This window comes from Waddliaceae bacterium (assembly GCA_018694295.1).
Classification (GTDB): domain Bacteria; phylum Chlamydiota; class Chlamydiia; order Chlamydiales; family JABHNK01; genus JABHNK01.
In genome coordinates this window covers 13,659-33,141 of the sequence record JABHNK010000044.1, presented here as the reverse complement: position 1 = coordinate 33,141, position 19,483 = coordinate 13,659, and the positions used below count along the sequence as shown (strand labels likewise).

Genomic DNA, 19,483 nt, shown 5'->3' with positions numbered 1-19,483 from the left:
GCGAAAATTCTTGTTAGAGAGAGAAAAAGATAAAGCTCTCTATATTGTGGGTGTTGCGCAAGGTAAGTGATAGGCATAAAGATAATATAAAAATCCGGAATATACTACCACGGAGCCTTTTCAATTATCAGTTATCAGTTACCAGTTATCAATTATCAATAAAAGTAAGTTTTTTACCTTGTTCATTGTTTATTGTTCATTGATCACTGTAAAGGCTCCGTGGTAGGAAATCTTATTTCGAAATTCCTTCATAATAGTGGCTATCGCGTAAGGTCAGTAAATAAGCTATAAAAATATTTTTTATGCAGCTTTATGCAGCGATGCTACATATATACATTTAGCATTGAGCAATAGAAAGTTACTTTTTCATTGATAATTGATAATTGATAATTGAAACAAAAAAGCCCTCGCAAGAGGGCTTTTTTGTTATTCTGTAGGCGTCTTGGGAAGGCCGGTGACTTTTTTGTCTTCGCCGTCTTTCCAGTTGCCGTGTTTGCGTAGGACGTCGATGCGCTCGAAACGTTTCAAAACGTTGCGCTTCTGTCCGCCTTTACCGCTTTTGCCGTAGCTTGGATGTCTTGACATTTATAGTACCTAAATTATTTATTTAATTTTTGCTATGAAAGCTTCTTTTGCTATGTCGCCTTCAAGGGCGTTGGATCTTTCTTTATATCCTAAAGGAAGATTGTCTTTTTTAGAGCCGGTCTTTACCGAAGGAGCTTTCCTCTTATGAGGATATTGGTTGCGACGCTCTTCTTTTTTTCCCATTCTTGTCATTATCGTATTCCTCCCGAAAATAATGTAACCCATCATACATCATAGCCGAATAAAACAGCAACACTTTTCAATGATCATTGATCATTGATTATTGAACATTGATTTCCGGGTGTATAACCCCGCAGGATATTATGAACTTTATGCCGTCTTCGATAGACATATCGAGGAAGATAATCTCTTCTTCGCGATACATAAGCAAGAACCCTGATGTTGGGTTTGGCGTCGTAGGGATGAATACCGCCATAAGAGGGTTCCCTACGGAATTGTTGCAGACGGCAGGGGCTTTGCGTGTGATAAACCCTATGCAGAAAGTCTTTTCGTTGGGGTATGGTACCATGACTACCTGTTCGAAAGACTTGAAGTCCGAGCTTGCCACCGTTTTGACGATATCTTGCGAAGTTTTATAGAGTTTGTTGATAAAAGGTATCTTATGGAGGAATTTGTCGCCGAAGCGTATCAATGACTTGATAAAAAACCAACGTGCTATTATCCCCAAGAATATTGTGCCGACAATAAGAGATATTATGATAAGAACCTGGCTGGTGATATGGACGATCTGCTTGCCACCAAGAAAATAAAACGAGATGTTTTGAAGGCCGTGCTCAATAAAAAAATCTTTGACGAAGCCAGTAAAAGGCTTGGTTAGGAGGTTTATCAAGAAATTCATTACAAGAGCCGTGATGATAAGAGGACATAAAATTACAAGCCCAGTACCGAGATGCTTCTTCAGAGTATGGAAAATAGAACCAGACTTAACACTTTTTTCTTTCATGGGTTTAACCTTAACTTTTTGACAAATTATCGCTTATTTCGCGGGACTTGTCCAGCAATTATTTTGTATTTCACCCATGATTGCCACTTAATCTTCGACCAATCATCTACAGCTGAAGGCAATCTTTCATGTATTTTTCCTCGACCATGTCTTAAGACATGCTCTTGTCAAAATACATAAAATATCACCTCCATCTGTAGTGCTTAATCAAAGATTAGGTCGCAATCACGGGTTCTAAACCTCCACGGCAAAAAAGCATCATCGCCGGCATAACCAACACCAACGCGTGGCGTGGCGACGATGTCGTCGACATGCTCTCCCTCCTCAATATATATTATCAGACCTTGCAGAGGGAGGGCGTCGTGGGAGCGCGTGATGCCCAGCGCCTGCGACAGCGCACCAGGACCTCCTGCCACAGACCTATCGAGTTTTTCCTTGTTGCGTCTTTTTAGCATCGTTTCTATACCATCAGTAGGCTGTATGGCACGGATTAGCACAGCCTGTGGTATTGGTGCTTTATTTGTGACGATATTCAGCAAGAAGTGTATCCCGTAGCACATATATACGTATGTAATCCCGCCGTCGAGGAACATTGACTCGTTACGCTTCGTTCTTTTTCCTCCGTATGAGTGTGAAGCTTTATCGTCGATGCCGGCATATGCTTCTGTTTCTACGATGATACCGCCTGTGATATTGCCGTCGATATTAGTGAAGAGCTTTTTCCCGAGGAGGTCTTTGCTTATAGCGACGACATCATCTCCTTGGTAGTATTCTTTTGGCAATGTCACGTTATTTGATCCCACTTCGCCTGTGATTTTATTAGGTCGATATTCTTCGGCATGACGGTGATGGCGCTGCCGCTGTGATACGTTTTGCCAGTATTGCGTCCTCGTAGTGTTGAAGATGCCTCATTGTATACGAAATAATCTTTGGAAAGGGCACTGACGTGAAGGAATCCTTCGACCATGATTTCCGGGATCTCGAAGACGATGCCGCGTCCGGTAACTTTTATTACGAGGGCGTCGTATTGGACGTACGGATCTTTTTCTTTGGCGGCGGCGATATACCGCAGCTTCTTAAGGATCTTTACGGCATTCTCGGCGCGGGAGCTTATGCGTTCCTGCTCTGAGCATGCTTCTGTGACATTGTCGAGGTCTTCGTCGGAGATCTTCGTCTCTTCGAAGAGGATGCGCTGTACTACGAGGTCGCTATAGCGACGTATTGGGCTGGTGAAGTGGCAGTAGTATTCGAGGCCGAGTCCGTAGTGGCCGATGTTTTCGGCGGAATAGAAGGCGATAGGCATGCTTTTGATGAAACATATCGCAAGGTGTCGTGCCTGCTCGGTGTTCTCGATCTCGTTGAACATCTTCTGCAGCTCTTCTGACGTAGGACGCGATGACACCTTAAAACCTAGCGCTGTCGCTGTCTCGACAAGGGCAGAAAAGTTCTGTTCGCTGGGCTCTGGATGGATACGGAATGGCAGCTTTTTCTCGAGACCGCTGATATGCTTGGCGATGACTTCGTTGGCTTTAAGCATACACTCTTCGACAAGCTGGTGGGTGATGTCATATTCGATGAACTCCATTCCGGTAGGGACACCATCATCATCGACGATAACACGAACTTCTGGCAGAGCAAACTCGACACACCCGCGTTCTGAGCGTTTCTTTTTAAAAATATGACACAACGCCTCAAGGTTCTTAAGAAGGGGAGCGTATTGGCTCTCAAGCTTGCCGTCGAGGACTTCTTTGGCTTCGCGGTAGGTGAACCTCTTCTTGCTGCGTATAACGGAACGTACGATTTTATAGTCGACAAGATTGCCTTCACCATCATATTCCATAAGGACGGAAGCCGTAAGCCTTTCGACGTCGGGCTTAAGGCTGCATATGTTGTTAGAAAGCTGGTACGGAAGCATGGGGATGCAGTTCCCAGGAAAATATGTAGAATTGCAACGTAAAAATGCCTCTTGGTCGAGCGCTGTGCCAGCTTTGACATAATTTGCGACGTCGGCGATATGGACGCTAAGGTGATAATGGCCTTTTTCGTCGATTCTCAGCGACAAAGCATCGTCGAAGTCTTTGGAGTCGGTAGGGTCAATTGTTATCGTCTCCATATCACGGAAGTCTTCGCGGCTATTAAGGTCTTCTTCGAGTACGGTGTTAGGAAGCTTCTCAACTTCTTTGATAACATTCTTAGGGAAAGCACTTCGTATGTTGTATTCCTCGCCGGCGACGGCGATGTCATAAGAAGCTTCGGAGATGTTGCCCATGTGTTTGTGTACGCTGCAAGATGTCTCGGCGCCATCATCGCCCCACTCTTCAACATCGAGGACAACCCTGTCGCCAAGAATAAGCTCTCGGCCTTTGGGATTCATAACAACAACGCGGTGTGCGTCTCCAAGCAAAGGAACGTGTGCTAAAATATCACCATCAGAGGCCTTGACAATAGTTCCTACCAAATGTTTCTTCGACCTTTTGACAATCTCGACAACACGACCTTCAGGGCCTTTCTCGGATACGATATCATAAACTTCGACACTGACATCGTCGCCATCGATAGCGCCTGACATCCTGCTTTTGGGGATGAAAATATCCTGGTCGTAGCCTTCGACGCCTACGAACCCGAAACCTCTGGGATGTGCGCGCATGATGCCTGCTAATTGTCTTTCTTTGTCGTCTTTATTTTTTACCATAATTTCCTTGCCTATAACATTTTACGTTCAAAAATTCATTTTACCACATGACGCTTCTTTACACCAGAGCTTTTTTTTCATTGATCATTGATCAAAAAACCAGACACTATTGTTTTCGTCGTAGACAAAAAAATATTTTGTTTTTTTGATGGTATATTATATGATTCAAAAAGAAAGGTTTACTAAAGGAGCACAACATGTCGGGTTTAAATAATATTATACAAGCAGGAAAAAAGCTGGCGGAAGATGTAGGGAAAATTTTCTATAAGGGAGCGCTTCAAGGACATGATGTGGTGTCTGTCTCCAAAGGCCTTCCTCGCAGCATTTTTAGAAGACAACAAGTGGCGCAGCATACGGGTGATATAAGGCAAATACCAAGGAAGATAGAAGCCGATGCGCAAAAGCTTTTGTTGGAAAAAAACACCAGAAAAGCCAAAACCCTTGCAGAAGGAATAATACACGCCTCTTCTTCGCTGGCAGGGTCGCTGACAAACGGAAAAGTTAAGTCTGAAAATTATACGGTTCTAGCAAACTCTTTTACTGATGTGATCATGTCGCTAAAGGCTCCTGTCGAAGAAAAAGGCGTTTGTCTGGAATCTTTGCTTGCCATCCCCGACCAGCCGAGCCTGCAGGATGAAGATCTGATGCCGTTGCTGAAAACGTTCCACATGTTACTAAGGTTAAATCCTGAGGATGTCTCTGACGGAGCAAAAGAGCTATTAGCCGAAAAGTTCGTCGTTCTTAGCGATGCTGTTTCGGGATTAGAATGGAATTATATGCTACCGGAGCAAGCTATACCATATCAGGCTGAGATGCTGAAGTTGTTCAGAGACTTCTTTAGACCGGAAGCCTTTCCCAAGGAGGTCATGCCCAAGCTAGTTCAATCTTTCCACTCTTTTGTCGAGAATGTCGTCCAGCGGGAAAAAGCGGAAGAATGTAAGACAGTGGAAGAAGATGAAGAAAAAACAATAATAGAAGACTTGTTTGATATATTAAAGTCGCCACTGGGCGACGACGCCGCGATGAAAGAAAATATCTTGGATGTTTTGTCGAAGTTGTCAGAGGATGGAAGCCTTCAAAATAAAAGCCTTCAAAATCGTATTGTTCGAGGGCTTAAGGAAACGCCGCCATTAAAACCTGAGGGTCTAAATGCACGTAAAGACAAGATTTTGTGGCAAAGAGGCAAAAAGATAGTAAGATAACGCTCTTAACAATAGCGGTCTTTCACCGTATGACGTCGTCGTTGCTAGAAAATGGGTGGTAGTGGTATCCTTCCTATCCTAACGTTAATCCAATACAAGGAAAGGCTATGAGCAAGAGATACGACCATCAAGCTATTGAGTCCAAGTGGCAGAAGTTTTGGCTGGAGAACAAGACCTTCAAGGCCGAGATTGACGAAGGCAAGGAAAAGTATTACATCCTTGATATGTTTCCGTATCCTTCGGGGGCGGGGCTTCATGTAGGACATCCTCTGGGGTATACTGCTACGGACATCCTGGCGCGGAACAAGAGAAAGCAGGGGTATAATGTACTTCATCCTATGGGATGGGACAGCTTCGGGCTTCCTGCCGAGCAGTATGCGATAAGGACGGGTACGCACCCTGCCGTTACGACGACGAAAAATATTGATACGTTTAGAAGGCAGCTGCAGGCTCTGGGGTTCAGCTACGACTGGGATCGCGAGGTTGCTACTAGCGACCCGAAGTATTACAAATGGACGCAGTGGATCTTCACGAAGCTTTTCGAAAGGGGACTCGCCTATGAAGCTGAGATGATGGTAAACTACTGTCCGGCGCTGGGAACCGTCCTTGCCAATGAAGAAGTCGAAGACGGCAAAGCCAAAGAAGGCGGACATTCTATTGAAAGAAGGCCGCTGAAGCAGTGGGTCCTTAAGATTACGGCATATGCTGAGAGACTTCTCGACGACCTTGATCTTCTCGACTGGTCAGAAGGTCTAAAGAGATCACAAGTCAACTGGATAGGCAAAAGCGAAGGCGCACACGTCGACTTCATCGTCGATGGCAGCGAAGAAACCATCAGCGTCTTCACAACAAGGCCCGACACCCTCTTCGGTGCGACGTATATGGTCCTTTCACCAGAACATCCTCTCGTCGACAAGGTCACTACCGAAGAATACTGCCAAGATGTTGAGACATACCGGCAGGTGACGGCATCGAAGAGTGACCTCGAGCGTACAGAGCTATCCAAGCATAAAACCGGTGTCTTCACTGGCGCTTATGCCATAAACCCCGTCAACGGCGAAAAAATACCGATATGGATCGCTGACTACGTCCTTATCAGCTACGGCACCGGCGCAATAATGGCTGTGCCTTCCCACGACGAAAGAGACTTCGAGTTCGCAACGAAATTTAAAATCCCAATCATCGCCGTATACGACCCAGGCACAGAGAAATGTGAAGGTATCGAAGACATAGACGCCGAACAAGCACGCGAAGAGATCCTCACAGGAAAACGCTGCTGGACAGGCGACGGTATATGCATCAACAGCGTAAACGACGACATCTCAATAAATGACCTACCCGTAAAAGATGCAAAAAAAACAATAACGGCATGGCTCGAAGAAAAAGGCACAGGAAAAGCCGCTATCAACTACAAACTTCGTGACTGGCTTTTCTCGCGACAACGATACTGGGGAGAGCCTTTCCCAATACTACACCTCGAAGACGGCACACAGCGCGCCCTCGACGTCGATGAGCTGCCACTAACGCCTCCAGAGTTAGATGACTTCACGCCTTGCAACGACGGCAGCAGCCCCCTAGCAAAAGCGACAGAATGGGTGGAGATAACAGACCCCAAGACCGGCAAAAAAGCCCTCCGTGAGACGAATACCATGCCACAATGGGCAGGATCATGTTGGTACTACCTACGATTCATGGATCCACACAACGACGATGCCGCATGGAGCCCCGAAGCAGAGAAATACTGGGGCCCCGTCGATATGTACCTCGGCGGCGTAGAACATGCCGTCCTACACCTACTATACGCACGCTTCTGGCATAAAGTCCTGTTCGACTGCGGACACGTTTCCACTCCAGAACCTTTCATGAAGCTCCGTAACCAAGGACTTATAACTTCACGGTCGTATCAGCTACCTTCTGGAGCATATGTCGCCCCCGAAGATACCATAGAAAAAGAGGGGAGCTACTACCACAAAGATACCAACGAGAAACTCCGCAGTCAGATAGAGAAAATGTCGAAATCTAAACTCAATGGCGTCACCCCCGACGATATCGTCGAAGACCTCGGCGCCGACGCACTACGCCTATACGAAATGTTTATGGGACCCCTCGACAAAGAAAAAGTGTGGGATACCAACGCCATCCACGGATGCCGCCGATTCCTCGCACGTTTCTACGACATAATAACATCAGAAAAAGTCTCCGACGAACCACCTTCACAAGAAGCGCTGAAACTCGGAAACCGCCTCGTCCACGGAGTATGCAACGACATCGAAGCCATGCTCTTCAATACCGCAATAGCAAAGTTTATGGAGTTCCTTAACGACTTCTCAAAACTCGAAATATACCCTAAAGAAATCCTAACAATGGCAACACACTGCCTATCACCATTAGCACCACACCTAGCAGAAGAAGCTTGGGAAACCCTAGGTAACAGCGAAAGCCTTTCATATACCGCATTCCCTACCGTAGACAAAACCCTCCTAGAAGATGACACCATGACATACGTCATACAAATAAATGGTAAAGTTCGCGCAAAACTCGACCTCCCAAAAGATCAAGACAAAGACACCATACTAAACCTCGCAAAACAACAAGATAAAATAGCAAAGCACCTCGAAGGTAAAGAAATTCGAAAAGTGATATTTGTGCCAAATAAACTCCTCAGCATTGTCATCGTTGGGTAGGGCGCCGCCCTACCCAAACCCCAGCGATGTCCGCCTTTGGAATCCCCAGGTAGGCGACAAATCGGCTCTGAGCCGATTTGCTGCCGTCATTCCTATCCATCGCAAAAACGATGGATAGGATAGGTATGAATAGCACAACCACATAGAAGGAATAATATTATGAATGTATACGGTTAAATAGCGTTAGATATTATCAGACTATAACGGCTTTTTTGTTGTGAGTATAATGGAATACGTATATTATGTTTTTATTTTTACAGCGACAGCATAAATATTAGGAAAATATATAATGGAAATAACTTTAGGAGATATTGCAGATCTAAAAGAAGTTGAGCCCCTTTCTTCTTTGTTAGGATTAGATAGTTTAGAACAAGCAAGTCCGCATATTGCAATAGCTCAAAAAGCATTTTCTGATATAACAGTGCGTCAAGACGGTACTAAATATATTTCTAGAACTGAATTGAGGGCACCCACTGAAGCTTCTGGTAAAGTCGAGGATGAATATAGAGAAATATTTATTGATAATACTGCCTCTAATGTTAAAGATCTAGGGAAGAAGGTTTTTGCGCTAGTTTCCTATGGTGATACGGCCGCTCTGAAAAAAATCCTTACCTATGCCAACGAAGCACAAATAAAAATCCCTGCTGAATTTCTCGGCGAAATGTTAGTTAGAGCTGTTTATTATAATATGATTGTCAAAGCAGCAAACATCCTTTCCTATGCCAAAAAAGCAGAAATAAAAATCCCTGCTGAATTTCTCGGCCAAGCGCTTAACAAAGCAGTTTCTACGAGGAGAAAAAAAGGTGTGAAAACCATCCTTTCCTATGCCAAAGGAGCACAAATACATCTTGATTTAGCTAAAGCTCTAGGCAAAGCGGCTGTTGCCGCAGCTTGTCATGGAGACATAGGCGCTGTGAATGCCATCATTTTATATAACAATAGTTGTGCCCCAAAAATACATCTTGCTTTAGCTGAAGCTCTAGCCAAGATGCCCCCTGAAAATCCAATTTGCAGTATGACGTTGAGGAAAGCTAGTTGTTTTATTGCCTATGCCAAAAAAGCAGGAATAAAAATCCCTGGTGACGCTCTCGGCAAAGCGATTTTAAATGCTTGTTGCCATTGTGAGATGATCGCTGTGAAAGTCAGCATTGACTATGCCAGTAGTTTTGAGCCAAAAATAAAAATCCCTGGTGACGCTCTCGGCAAAGCGGTCTCTATTGCCGTTTCCTGTGGAAATGTTGACGCTGTGAAAGAATTCATTGCCTATGCCAAAGAAGCACAAATAAAAATCCCTGGTGACGCTATCGGCAAAGCGGTCTCTATTGCCGCTTCCAGTGGAAAGGTTGACGTTGTGAAAGACGCCATTGCCTATGCCAGTAGTTTTGAACCAAAAATAAAAATTTCCGCTGATTATCTCGGCAAAGCGCTTACTGACACTCCTTAGGATAGTCTTTTGGACGTTATGAGTACCATCCTTTCCTATGCCAGTAGTTTTGAACCACAAATAAAAATCCCTGCTATGGCGTTCCTAACAGTGATGAACAAACTTAATATGTGAAGGCCATCAAAGCATAATTAATTTCGCTCTGTGGTTCAGAATTCCGTAAATCTCGTAAGGTCTATTGTTTGCTGACCTTACGCGCTACTCTCACTTTATTGGCGTGCTGCAAGGGCGATCTGCTGCGTATTCCTCCTCACACAGCTCTATCTGAGCTTGGCTCGTCGGAATACTTGCATCTCATCCCTTTCGCTACGCCACTAAAGCAAGATTATCGCGTAACATCAGTTATTTATTTCCTTGTATTTTTTTTGTGAAAAGTATTACACAAGGAAATAGTAAACAAGGATATAGATATGGCAAAGTTATCAAAAGTTTCCGGCGGAGAAAATGCACCGCCAAACATAAGAAAACCATCTTCAGCGAAAGGAAAGCTTCCGGGGCATGATTTCGTAGAGCTTTCTGAGGACGATTTCCCACGCAGTCTTTTTGAAGATACCAATTGTACTGAGGGTGAAGAGGCGTCGCTATTAAGCGGTCACACAGTAAAAGCGATAAAAGAAATAGAGAGAAATGTCGGAAAGCTTCAGAAGGCAAAAACTATCGCAACAGCTAGAGCCCGCTTAAACAAGATAAGAAAGGCGACGGTTAAGTTGGTAAGACCCTTTCAAGAAGGAAGAATTGCCGAAGAAGATCCTAAAACATATCTAAGGCTGGCAAACTCTTTTGCCGAGGTAGTTAGAGATAAGAACGTTGTTGGTGAAGAAAAAAGCGTTTATGCCGACACATTGTGTGACATCCTTGGTATGGAGGATATACCGCGCGAAGATCATGCAGCGTTGGCCAAGATACTGCGCGACCTGCTTAGTGATGACGGTGTTCCTGCTGAAACAAAACCCTCGCTTGCTCGGGCGCTCCGTACTTTCACCGAAAAAATTTCTTCTGACAATGACGAAGCTATAATAGAGCTAATAGATGCTTTAGCTGTCGTTCTTGGGTCTCCGAATATTATTCTCGAAGACAAAAATCGTATTGCCAAAATTTTTGGTGGCGTCATATTGCGCCAGAAGCTGGATGGGCAAAATTTAGAGAATTTGAAAAATACGATTGTATATTTAATGCGAAGCCCTGAAATTTCCGACTCAATAAAGTCGAGACTTGCAAAGAACGTGGAAAAAAGATTTCCTGACTTGATAAGGGAAATTCAAGATAATCTATTCTTACAATGAAACAGCGGATGTTGTGCTCTGTTCTATCAATCTCCCCTCAGCGAGTTTATAGTCTTTGGCGTCAAATTATTTCCTTGTATTTTTTTTGTGAAAAGCATTACACAAGGTAATAGTAAACAAGGACATCGATATGGTAGATTCACCAAAAGTTTCAGGCAAAGAAAATTTATCGACAAACATAAAACCGAAAACTTCGGAGCGGAAAGGAAAGCTTTCGAGTCGCGAAGCCAGCACAAAACCCGTTAAAGACGGTGTAAAACCTCTTGCTCAAGAAGCTCTTGCTGAAGCCTCCTCTCCAGAGGCTAAAAAAGGAAAACACATTCATTTTACAGATCCTATCGAAGAAGGTGATGTTGGAAAGCAGCCTGAAGATTTGAAGATTGAAGCGGCGGCGATAAGAGCATCAGTGCAAAAGCCTGAAATGGACAAAGTGAAAGCTCCCATGTTTGAAGTGAGAGCTAAAGAGCTCGAAGCTAAGGCTGCCATGCTCGAAGCAAAAGGACGGTGGCTTGCAGTAAAAAATGGCGAAGCACCCGTGCCTGAAGGACGCGAAGCTGCTAAAATGAAACTCAAAGAACGAGAAGCTGAGTATATTGAGTGTAATGTCCTGTTTAAAATATCCGTGATGGAACGCTTGGAGTCGAAAGCGGTAACTGCCGATCCGTTGGAAAAAAAAGAAATAGAAGCGGAAGTCCGAAGTCTGGAAATAGAAGGCAACAAGGCTGAGGCTAGGGGTAAAAGACTTGAAAAGGACGTTAAAGACTATGAAGTGCGAAATAAAACAGATGCGTTGAGGGTGGTAAAAAGTACTTTAATGTCGATATACAGAGCGGGCAAAAGAGGAGATCCTGAGTTCAAACGTCTTGAGACAAAGCGTATCGGGCTTTTGAATGAGATCAAAGAGCTCAAAGCAGAGAGTTCAACTCTTTTGGCTGAAGCCAGAGAGAGTGAAGTGGCAGCAGCGACAATCAGACGCGAAGTGGCGGCTGCGATGGACGTGGCAGGAAAAGGTGATATAGCAGCGGACAGCATAGAAGAGCAAATCGAAGCTCGGCATGCCGAAGCACGGCAGCTTCCACCGGACAGCGTAGAAGCCAAAGACCTTGAAGCCAGCGCCAAAACACTTGAAGTGGTAGCTATGTTATCGAAAATCAATGAGAAAAAGCGTAGAGTGGCAATGCTGCGGGCTAAGGGTGACGAAGAGAGCATAGCCAAAGCCAACGGGTTTGAAAGAGAAATTCACACGCTCGTAGGCCAAGCTATAGCACTTGAAGCTGAAGTTCAACAGCTCAGAGGGACAGATGAAGCGTTAGATTTACGCCTTGCCGCGGCAAAGATGAGGTCCGACGCACATACCAAAAGAGCCTACGCAGAAAAAGAAATAAAAAAAGAAAAGTTTGAAAGGCTTTTAGCAGAAGCCAAAGATCTTGAAAATGAAGCTAATCAACTTCTAGCAGAAGCCGAAAGGCTTGAAAAATAGACAATAATTAAGGAGTACACTATGTTAGGACCAAAGATATTCTCTTCCGAAGAAAACAGGGACGGAAATATAATACCGAAACAGGACGCGACGTCGAAAGAAAAAATCAAAGGACATACCGTCCACCACACCTCCGAAGATGATCTCCCTAATAGCATTTTTAATGTTGGCGAGTCGCGCGAATCTGAAAAACCATTAACTGGTCGCCAAATAAAACGAATAATAAAAGACATTAAAGACGGTTCGGTTACTGCAAAAATCTCCACGCCTGACATCCTCACAAAAATCACACATATAAAATTGGTACAATCTCTTGCTCAAGGCATCAGGACCGGAGCTCCAAACAAAAAGGTTTATGTTGACTCATTGCTTGACATTCTTAGAAAAGAAAGCTCGTCTGAAGACCACGCCAAGCTGATCAAGGCGATAAAAGATCTTTTTGCAGAAGGTCTTCCCCCCGAAGATCAGAAACGCTTTGTTCGGCCGTTATGCGACCTCGCCGAACAAGTTTCTACTGAGAAATCCGATGTCGTCTTTCAACTTAGCAAGGCTTTAACCGTGGCTATCGCCTCGAAAAATGTTCCTGCAAAAGACAAGAAAGACCTTGTAAAAAGCTTTAAAGCTGTCATAAATAAAAAGGAGATGCCCAAAAAAGATCTTCAGGAACTTACAGTAGACCTTAAGTATCTGATGGATTCGCGTGATGTTCCCAACGAAACAAAGCTGTCGCTTATGGAGGGTCTCCTCCCGTTTTTCAGCCGTACCGACTTCACCCCTGAATCTCGCAACGACCTTTTCTCTGTTATCACCAAAGCCTTCCATCTCGCGATGGCTGAAGAGAAAAAGCCAATACCGCCTGGGGGAGATGCGAAAAAGGTGGCGAAGAAAAACGCCGATATGAACGCAGCCTTGGTGCGATATATTGCCATTGTTTTTAATCCGGACACTTTGAAGGCCGACAAATATCTTGATGCGATATCATTTTTTGGTCTGGTTCTATGCTTGCCGAATGTCTCTGATGGCGACAAGGAAATCTTAGCCCAGTTTTTCAATAAGGTTTTTGAGAAAGCATCGCAAAAAAAGAGCTCTCGCGCTGCTATTACGACACAAGTTGAGAATATACTTGCTTCGCCGGATGTCCCAGAAAGAACAAAGGAAGTAGTCGCGTCGTGTGCACATAAAATCGTTGGATGGGACATCTCCAACTACAAAGGGGTTATTAACATATTACATGGCGCCATGGTCGTCACAACAGAAGACACAGCTAAGTTGTTCGTCAAGGATCTGTTAGGCGTCCTTAGTAAGAAGTTACCTGAAGACACAGATACGTATACTAGCACAGCAAAGGCCGTTGGCAGGGCACTGCAGATGCCAGACGTGACGGAAAAGGACAGGAAAGAACTTTCAAAGATATTGCTGGAGGTGGCCCCTAATGTCGTCGATGTCCCCGAAACTCATTATGAGGTGGCTCAAGGTTTATATGAGATATTTAAATCGCCGGAGATTATCCCTCGAAAGGGTACTATAGTCAAAAAAACCAGAGTAGAAGCTTGTGCGGACTTGTTGGTTAAAGTTGCCCTTGCCAACGCAAAAGAGCGCTCTTCCGAAGCTCGTAAGCCCTTATTTCAAGCTCTTTCTCTGGCAATCGCCTTGAAAGACGTCCCTGATATTAAAAAAGGAGACTTGGCAAAAGCGTTCTGTCTTTTTGCTGACGAAGGACACAAGGACAAGAGAATCCAAAAAGATATGATACGCCTCTTTGTGACATTGTTCACTCTACCTACAGAGGCGAAGGTAGACCATGAAAAAGCCGCTGAACAGTTCGGCTCCCTTGTAGAAAATTTAGACTCTGAAAATTATAAGATTTTTCTACTAGAACTTACGAGCCTACTCAAATTGCCTGAGCTTCCCGATACGGTGAAAGCTTCGATTGCAAAGAGCTTGGATTCTTTTGATTCGCAAGGAATTTCTTATGCGAGCTCTTTCTGGAGCACTTTAGGACCCGATGCACGCATGCCGGCAATAATGGCTCTTGGCGCAGCACTGCAGATAAAAGACCTGCCGGAAGAATTACAAGAGTCTTTGGGAAGCAACTTCTCTGCCTTGGCGGAAGAAGATTTGAATAACATCGAAAAACGAACGATAGTTGAAAATTTTTCCCAGCTGGCTATATTGATAACATCAAAGTCAACACTGGCAGACAGCCTCGAATCCATTGTTGAGTGGGAACTGAAAGAGATCGATATGCAACAAAATATACTGATAGCTTTTGTTTCGTTATTTAATAAAGGCGATATAGATGATAAAGAAGGGTATGCAGAATGTCTATGCGCTCTTCTTAACAAAGAATACGACGGTGACTTCGCCTCCAATATCGACGCTCTTGCGGGGAATATTACAATGCTCGTCGCTTTGATACAGTTATCAGACCTTGACGAAGAAAGTCAGCAAGGAGTTCAAGGCGCTTTACAAGGCCTTATAGACCGAGCAGGGTGTAGCGATGAAACACTAGTAACATTTGAACGGGTTACGACGCCTCCTACGAAGTCGGCACCTCCCGTTCCTGCAGAGACGCCTAAAACGCCTTCTCCGAAAGCTGACGCCGAAGAAGCGCCACGGCGTCCACCTCCGGCGCCTCCTGCAGCTAAAACGCCACCACCGAAACCTGCTGTAGAGAAGCCTGCCGATGAGGAAACCTATGAGGGTAGCTTTGAATATGTAGATGAAGATGGAAATGTTTACCAGGTTGAAGATGTAATTGAGTCGTCTCAAGAACAGCGTAAAGCTGAAGCAGGAGCCCCTACAGCCGAAGAGCTGCCCGCTCAACAGCAGGAATACAACCCAGTTAGTAAAATAGCAGAATTGTTTTTGCTTAGTCCAGAAGTTGAGTTTAATCAAGATACAAGAAAGCTCATTTCGGATTTTGTTGAAGCGACAAAAAATCAGGATTTGAAAGAAGAAGATTACTATGATATAGCACTTACATTTTCTTCAATAATGCTTAAATTGGATAAAGCGCCCATAGAAGTTAAATCTGAGCTTATTACCGCCTTGAACGAGTTCGCGCTTCGAAAAGGAATGCCAGAAGGACACAGACACATAATCAATGCTTTTGGCAGCGCCCTCGAATTATTAGACGTCGCTGATGGTGAGAAAGTTGAGGTCGCAGAAAATTTCATGGCTTTTATCAGCAGAGAAGACTTCGACAAAGACGCATATTCAAGTGTAATGTACATTTTTGAAAAGTTGATCATTTCGTCGGCAATCCCGGAAAAAGCAAAATTGATTATTGTGGGAGGACTAGAATCTCTTGTGAGATATCAAAAGTTGACCCCTGAAAGTCAAAAAGAGATATTATCTTTATTCGATATTATAAGTAATGTTCCACAGGAAGTGCAAAATGCTCTCGTTGGGGTTTTGATAGCTTTTATGGACGATAGGGAGTTAGAGACGGACGTTCTCGTTCGGTTACTAGGAACGGTTGATTCTGCGCTTATGATGTTGCCTGACGATACCATAACGAATGGAGTTAATGAAGGCGAAGTTAATAAAAGGATGCTCGTGAAATATTTAGGCGGGCTTGCTGCTCGTGATGATTTGACATCTGATGTTAGAGCGTCTGTAGATGCCATGATGGAAAAATATGGCGAAGAGGCTTCGGAAGAGGCTGCATACATGCCTCCATCCAACCCAGAAGAATCTCAAGAACTCGTAGCTAAACTGAAAGAGCTTGTTGTTGAAAAGCAAGCAGAATTTCCTGACGAAGGCTCCGACTGGAGCGATGACGAAGAGGTTTCTTCAGAAACACCTTCGCCGGCACCTCCACAAGCCCCTGAGGATAAGCCTGCTGTCGCGCCCGCCGCCGACAAGCCGTCATCATCACCTCCCGAAGAAGAAACAGCACCGTCACTGCCGCCGAAGCCGACAGGACATCGGGCTAGCTTTCTTGATGATATAAGAAGCAAACAAAGTCGGACGCTAAAACATGTTGAGCCTCCCAAGAGAAAAACTTCGTCCAAGCAAGACATGCTCGCCAAAATAAGGAAAAAGGAAACCAAATTACGACACGTAGAAACGGAGGAACAAAAACCGAAAGAACCGAAAAGCCCTTTGAGCGAGAAAGCAGACAGGATGAAAAAAATGATGGGTGCTTTCGAAAGTGATAGCTCCGGAGGAGAAAGCGATAGCGACTGGGGTGAAGTAGATACAAGCCGTACTAAAAAGCCACCACGTGCAGTGCGTCCCAAAACATCGCCGACGCTACCTCCTTCGCGCAGGCGTCCTAAGAATGCGCCGCCGCTACCACCACAGCGTGCAGGGCGTCCCAAAACGCCACCGACGCCTCCTTTTCCGAAAGAAGACAAGTCGGCTGATGTTCTGTCAGATGCTGAAGCTACAAGAAGGGCAGGAAAAGCCAAAAAAGACGAAGAATAAACAACAGAAAAACGGAGTATAATATGCCAATAATAAAACCGGGCGGCCCGGATAACGTTGATCCAAATGTGTCGTCGAAAAACCCTTCTGCCAACCCCAAAAAAGGCGATCTTAGTGGGCACGACTTTGTTCCTGTCGACACCGACAAGCTGCCAAAATGTTTATTGAGTAGTACTACGACAATGGACGAAAGAAAACCGGAAGCGTTATCAGGAAGAATATCGCCGGAGTCTTCGACGGAAAATGTCCAAGAAAACATACAACGTATTGCATCATTCATCAGCGGAAAAATTGAGTCTGAACATGAAGCAGACATAATTCAATTGGCCTCGAGTATTACCACAGAAGAACTGGAAGCGTATCCTGAAGGGTATTTGCCGTTAGCACAAAATCTTGCTGCTCTTATTAAACATCTGGTTGGAGCTGAAAGCACTCACGAGAAAAACGAAAAACGGCAGGAATGTGTTGACACGCTACGATATATTCTGAGGCAAGACATACCTCCCGACGCACATGTTGAGATGATTAAGACGATTAAAGGTCTGCTTGCAGACGACAAAGTTCCTGCCGAAGACAAATCGGCTCTAACGCGCTCGCTTTGTGGCTTTGCTTCAAAGGTTTCTGATGACGATGCCTTGATTGAGCTGTGCGGAGCTTTTATCGTGGCTATTGCCTCTTCGGCAGACGTAAAAGCTAAAGGCCTTGTTGCTGTAAGCTTCAGCGACGTCATCCTGCGCCCAAAGGCTCCAAAAGAAGCCATAATGAAAAAAGCTGCATATATAATGCGGTCGGATGTTCCTGAAGAAATACAGCTTTCTTTTGTGAGAGGGCTGGCATCTGCATCGACAGAGCTCCTTGACAGAAAATTTATGACAAAGGGCATATGTGTAAGCATGGTACAAATTCTTAGCAAGGCTTTGCAGCTGCAGGGTCTCTCTGGCGAAGACAAAAAACTTTTCACTTCCGTTTTTGCTGTTGTGCTTGACAATACAAGACGACTGGCGCCATCAGCGGCTCATAAGGAAGCTATATCAAAAGCCTTTGTAGCGATATTGCGGTCGCCAAACGTTCCGCAGGAAAACAAACGTTCTCTTGTCAACAAGCACGTGCAAAAGGTTATTGGCTGGAAAAAAATATCTCAGAAAGAGGCTTTCGGCATGTTGGAAGCTGCTATAGTTGTCGCTGAGGACCCCAAAGATTTTGTTAAAGAGCTGGTGAAATTCCTCGGCAACAATAAAACGAGAGATAGAAACGCATATACTGATGCAGTGAGGTCTGCCGTCGCGGCCTTGCAAGTAAAGGAGTGTAGCAAAACACACACACAAGCTCTTGTGAAAACTTTTGTCGACATCGTTCCTAAAATGGCGCTCACCACCGAAGTCTATAGTGTGTTGGCAAGAGGTTTCGTTACCGTATTTCAGCAGACTAGCATTGATAAAAAAGAATTCGAGTTGCTTGAGACACCTTTGTTTAACATGTCAAAGCAAAGCGATCTGGATGATAAAGTTTACCCACCGCTGTTGCAAGCTCTTGCTCTCGCTTCCGAAAAAGGTCTTATGCCGGACGAGTTCGCAAAGCGTTTTGACGATATTAGCGCCAAAGCTATAGAGACCGTCAAAGAAGAAAACCGTGCACCATTGTTGCAAGAGCTATGCCGTACATACAACTCTTTGTTGCAGACACCAGCTTGGGCAAAGACGAAACTGTCGGTTGCCAAAAAAGTTCGCACTATTGTTGGATGGACGTTGCCGCTAGGGGAGTCGGAAAGAGTCGCCATCCTGAAGATGTTCAAAGACCTTTTGACAGAAAAAACTGTAGGGAAAAAGCTAAGAGACGAATATTTGACCAAGCTTTTCCCTCTGTTGTCACCACAAGAACAGGGAGACGAATATAAAACAGCATTTGACGAGATCGTAGCGTCTCTGCTTAAAGCCCAAGGCGTCGCGCCTGAGTATAAGAAAGTACCACTGCCACCACAGCCGCCACCACAACGAGAAGCTCCACAAGGAAGGCCACCGCCGGCGTTCTTGGCAGCGATACGGAAGAGTGGTGGCAAAGCCCGTGCTGGCGGAGAAAAGACAAAAAAAACACAATCCGCCAGACCAAAGTCGACACCTGGTGGTGGTGGAATGCCGGCAGGTTTCCTGGACGCAATAAGAAAGAAGGGCGCTCAAGGCTTAAAAAAGCCTGGGGAAACGAAGTCCACAGCCAAAACGGAAAAAGACTCTAAATCTGCAATGTTAGCAGCTATACAGGGTGGTGCTGCCGGTAAATTACGGAAAGCGTCGGAAACAAAAAAGAAGACTGGCGGCTCTCAGGATGGATTAATGGCAGCTATAGAGGGTGGCGCTGTAGGTAGATTAAAATCCTCCGGTACTAGGAAAGCAAGAAAAGAAATCACTCCGGAAGAGAGGAAAGCTAAGTTCGAAAAGCAAATAGAAAACGCTAAAGAACAGATTCCGAATCTTGAAAAAGAATATGCAAAAGAATTACAACAAGTAAAAGAAAAGGGCGCTACTGAAGAAAGAAATGAAAAAGTTAGGATAAGCAAGATGCGTCTTGAAGGTGCACAAAGAAGAATAAAGACGTTTGAAGCAGGTTTACGAGAATTGAAGGCTGAAGAGCAGGCCGCTGTGCGAGAAAAAGGCTTCGCTCTCAGAAGGAAAAAAAGCAGCCAACCAGAAAAATAACATTATCAGACCATACAAATGGGAT

General features: G+C 44.7%; 12 protein-coding genes. 7 read left to right on the top strand and 5 right to left on the bottom strand.

Features of this window, described 5'->3' with window-relative positions; genetic code table 11:
• Positions 1-426: 426 nt before the first annotated feature.
• From HN980_04730 to HN980_04710, 5 genes are all read right to left on the bottom strand, one after another.
• Positions 427-585, bottom strand: coding sequence for a small basic protein (locus HN980_04730; GenBank protein MBT6928782.1), 159 nt, complete (start codon positions 583-585; stop codon positions 427-429).
• 18 nt (positions 586-603) lie between these two features.
• The gene (locus HN980_04725) at positions 604-777 is read right to left on the bottom strand and encodes a hypothetical protein (GenBank protein ID MBT6928781.1); all 174 of its coding nucleotides are present in this window, start codon (positions 775-777) and stop codon (positions 604-606) included.
• Positions 778-865: 88 nt separating this feature from the next.
• On the bottom strand, positions 866-1,507 hold the full coding sequence (locus HN980_04720; protein ID MBT6928780.1) for a DUF502 domain-containing protein: 642 nt from the start codon (positions 1,505-1,507) through the stop codon (positions 866-868).
• A gap of 245 nt (positions 1,508-1,752) precedes the next feature.
• A complete protein-coding gene (locus HN980_04715) occupies positions 1,753-2,337 on the bottom strand; it encodes a DNA-3-methyladenine glycosylase (GenBank protein ID MBT6928779.1) in 585 nt (194 codons plus the stop codon).
• A complete protein-coding gene (locus HN980_04710; protein MBT6928778.1) occupies positions 2,334-4,241 on the bottom strand; it encodes a VacB/RNase II family 3'-5' exoribonuclease in 1,908 nt (635 codons plus the stop codon). Before HN980_04710 ends, HN980_04715 begins: the two co-directional genes overlap by 4 nt.
• Before the next feature lie 197 nt (positions 4,242-4,438).
• Between HN980_04710 and HN980_04705 the strand changes: the two genes are divergently transcribed.
• The 7 genes from HN980_04705 (at position 4,439) to HN980_04675 (ending at position 19,458) form a co-directional block, all read left to right on the top strand.
• Positions 4,439-5,443, top strand: a complete 1,005-nt coding sequence (locus HN980_04705) for a hypothetical protein (GenBank protein ID MBT6928777.1) — start codon at positions 4,439-4,441, stop codon at positions 5,441-5,443.
• Positions 5,444-5,550: 107 nt separating this feature from the next.
• Positions 5,551-8,127: a leucine--tRNA ligase gene (locus HN980_04700; protein ID MBT6928776.1), complete on the top strand. Its 2,577-nt coding sequence runs from the start codon at positions 5,551-5,553 to the stop codon at positions 8,125-8,127.
• Positions 8,128-8,416: 289 nt separating this feature from the next.
• Positions 8,417-9,571, top strand: coding sequence for a hypothetical protein (locus tag HN980_04695; GenBank protein MBT6928775.1), 1,155 nt, complete (start codon positions 8,417-8,419; stop codon positions 9,569-9,571).
• 410 nt (positions 9,572-9,981) lie between these two features.
• Positions 9,982-10,854, top strand: coding sequence for a hypothetical protein (locus tag HN980_04690; protein ID MBT6928774.1), 873 nt, complete (start codon positions 9,982-9,984; stop codon positions 10,852-10,854).
• 130 nt (positions 10,855-10,984) lie between these two features.
• Positions 10,985-12,334 (top strand): hypothetical protein, encoded by a 1,350-nt coding sequence (locus HN980_04685; GenBank protein ID MBT6928773.1) that lies wholly within the window; start codon positions 10,985-10,987, stop codon positions 12,332-12,334.
• 21 nt (positions 12,335-12,355) lie between these two features.
• Positions 12,356-16,768, top strand: a complete 4,413-nt coding sequence (locus tag HN980_04680; GenBank protein MBT6928772.1) for a hypothetical protein — start codon at positions 12,356-12,358, stop codon at positions 16,766-16,768.
• Between the two features lie 23 nt (positions 16,769-16,791).
• Complete coding sequence (locus HN980_04675; GenBank protein ID MBT6928771.1) at positions 16,792-19,458, top strand: hypothetical protein; 2,667 nt, start codon at positions 16,792-16,794, stop codon at positions 19,456-19,458.
• Positions 19,459-19,483: the final 25 nt, after the last annotated feature.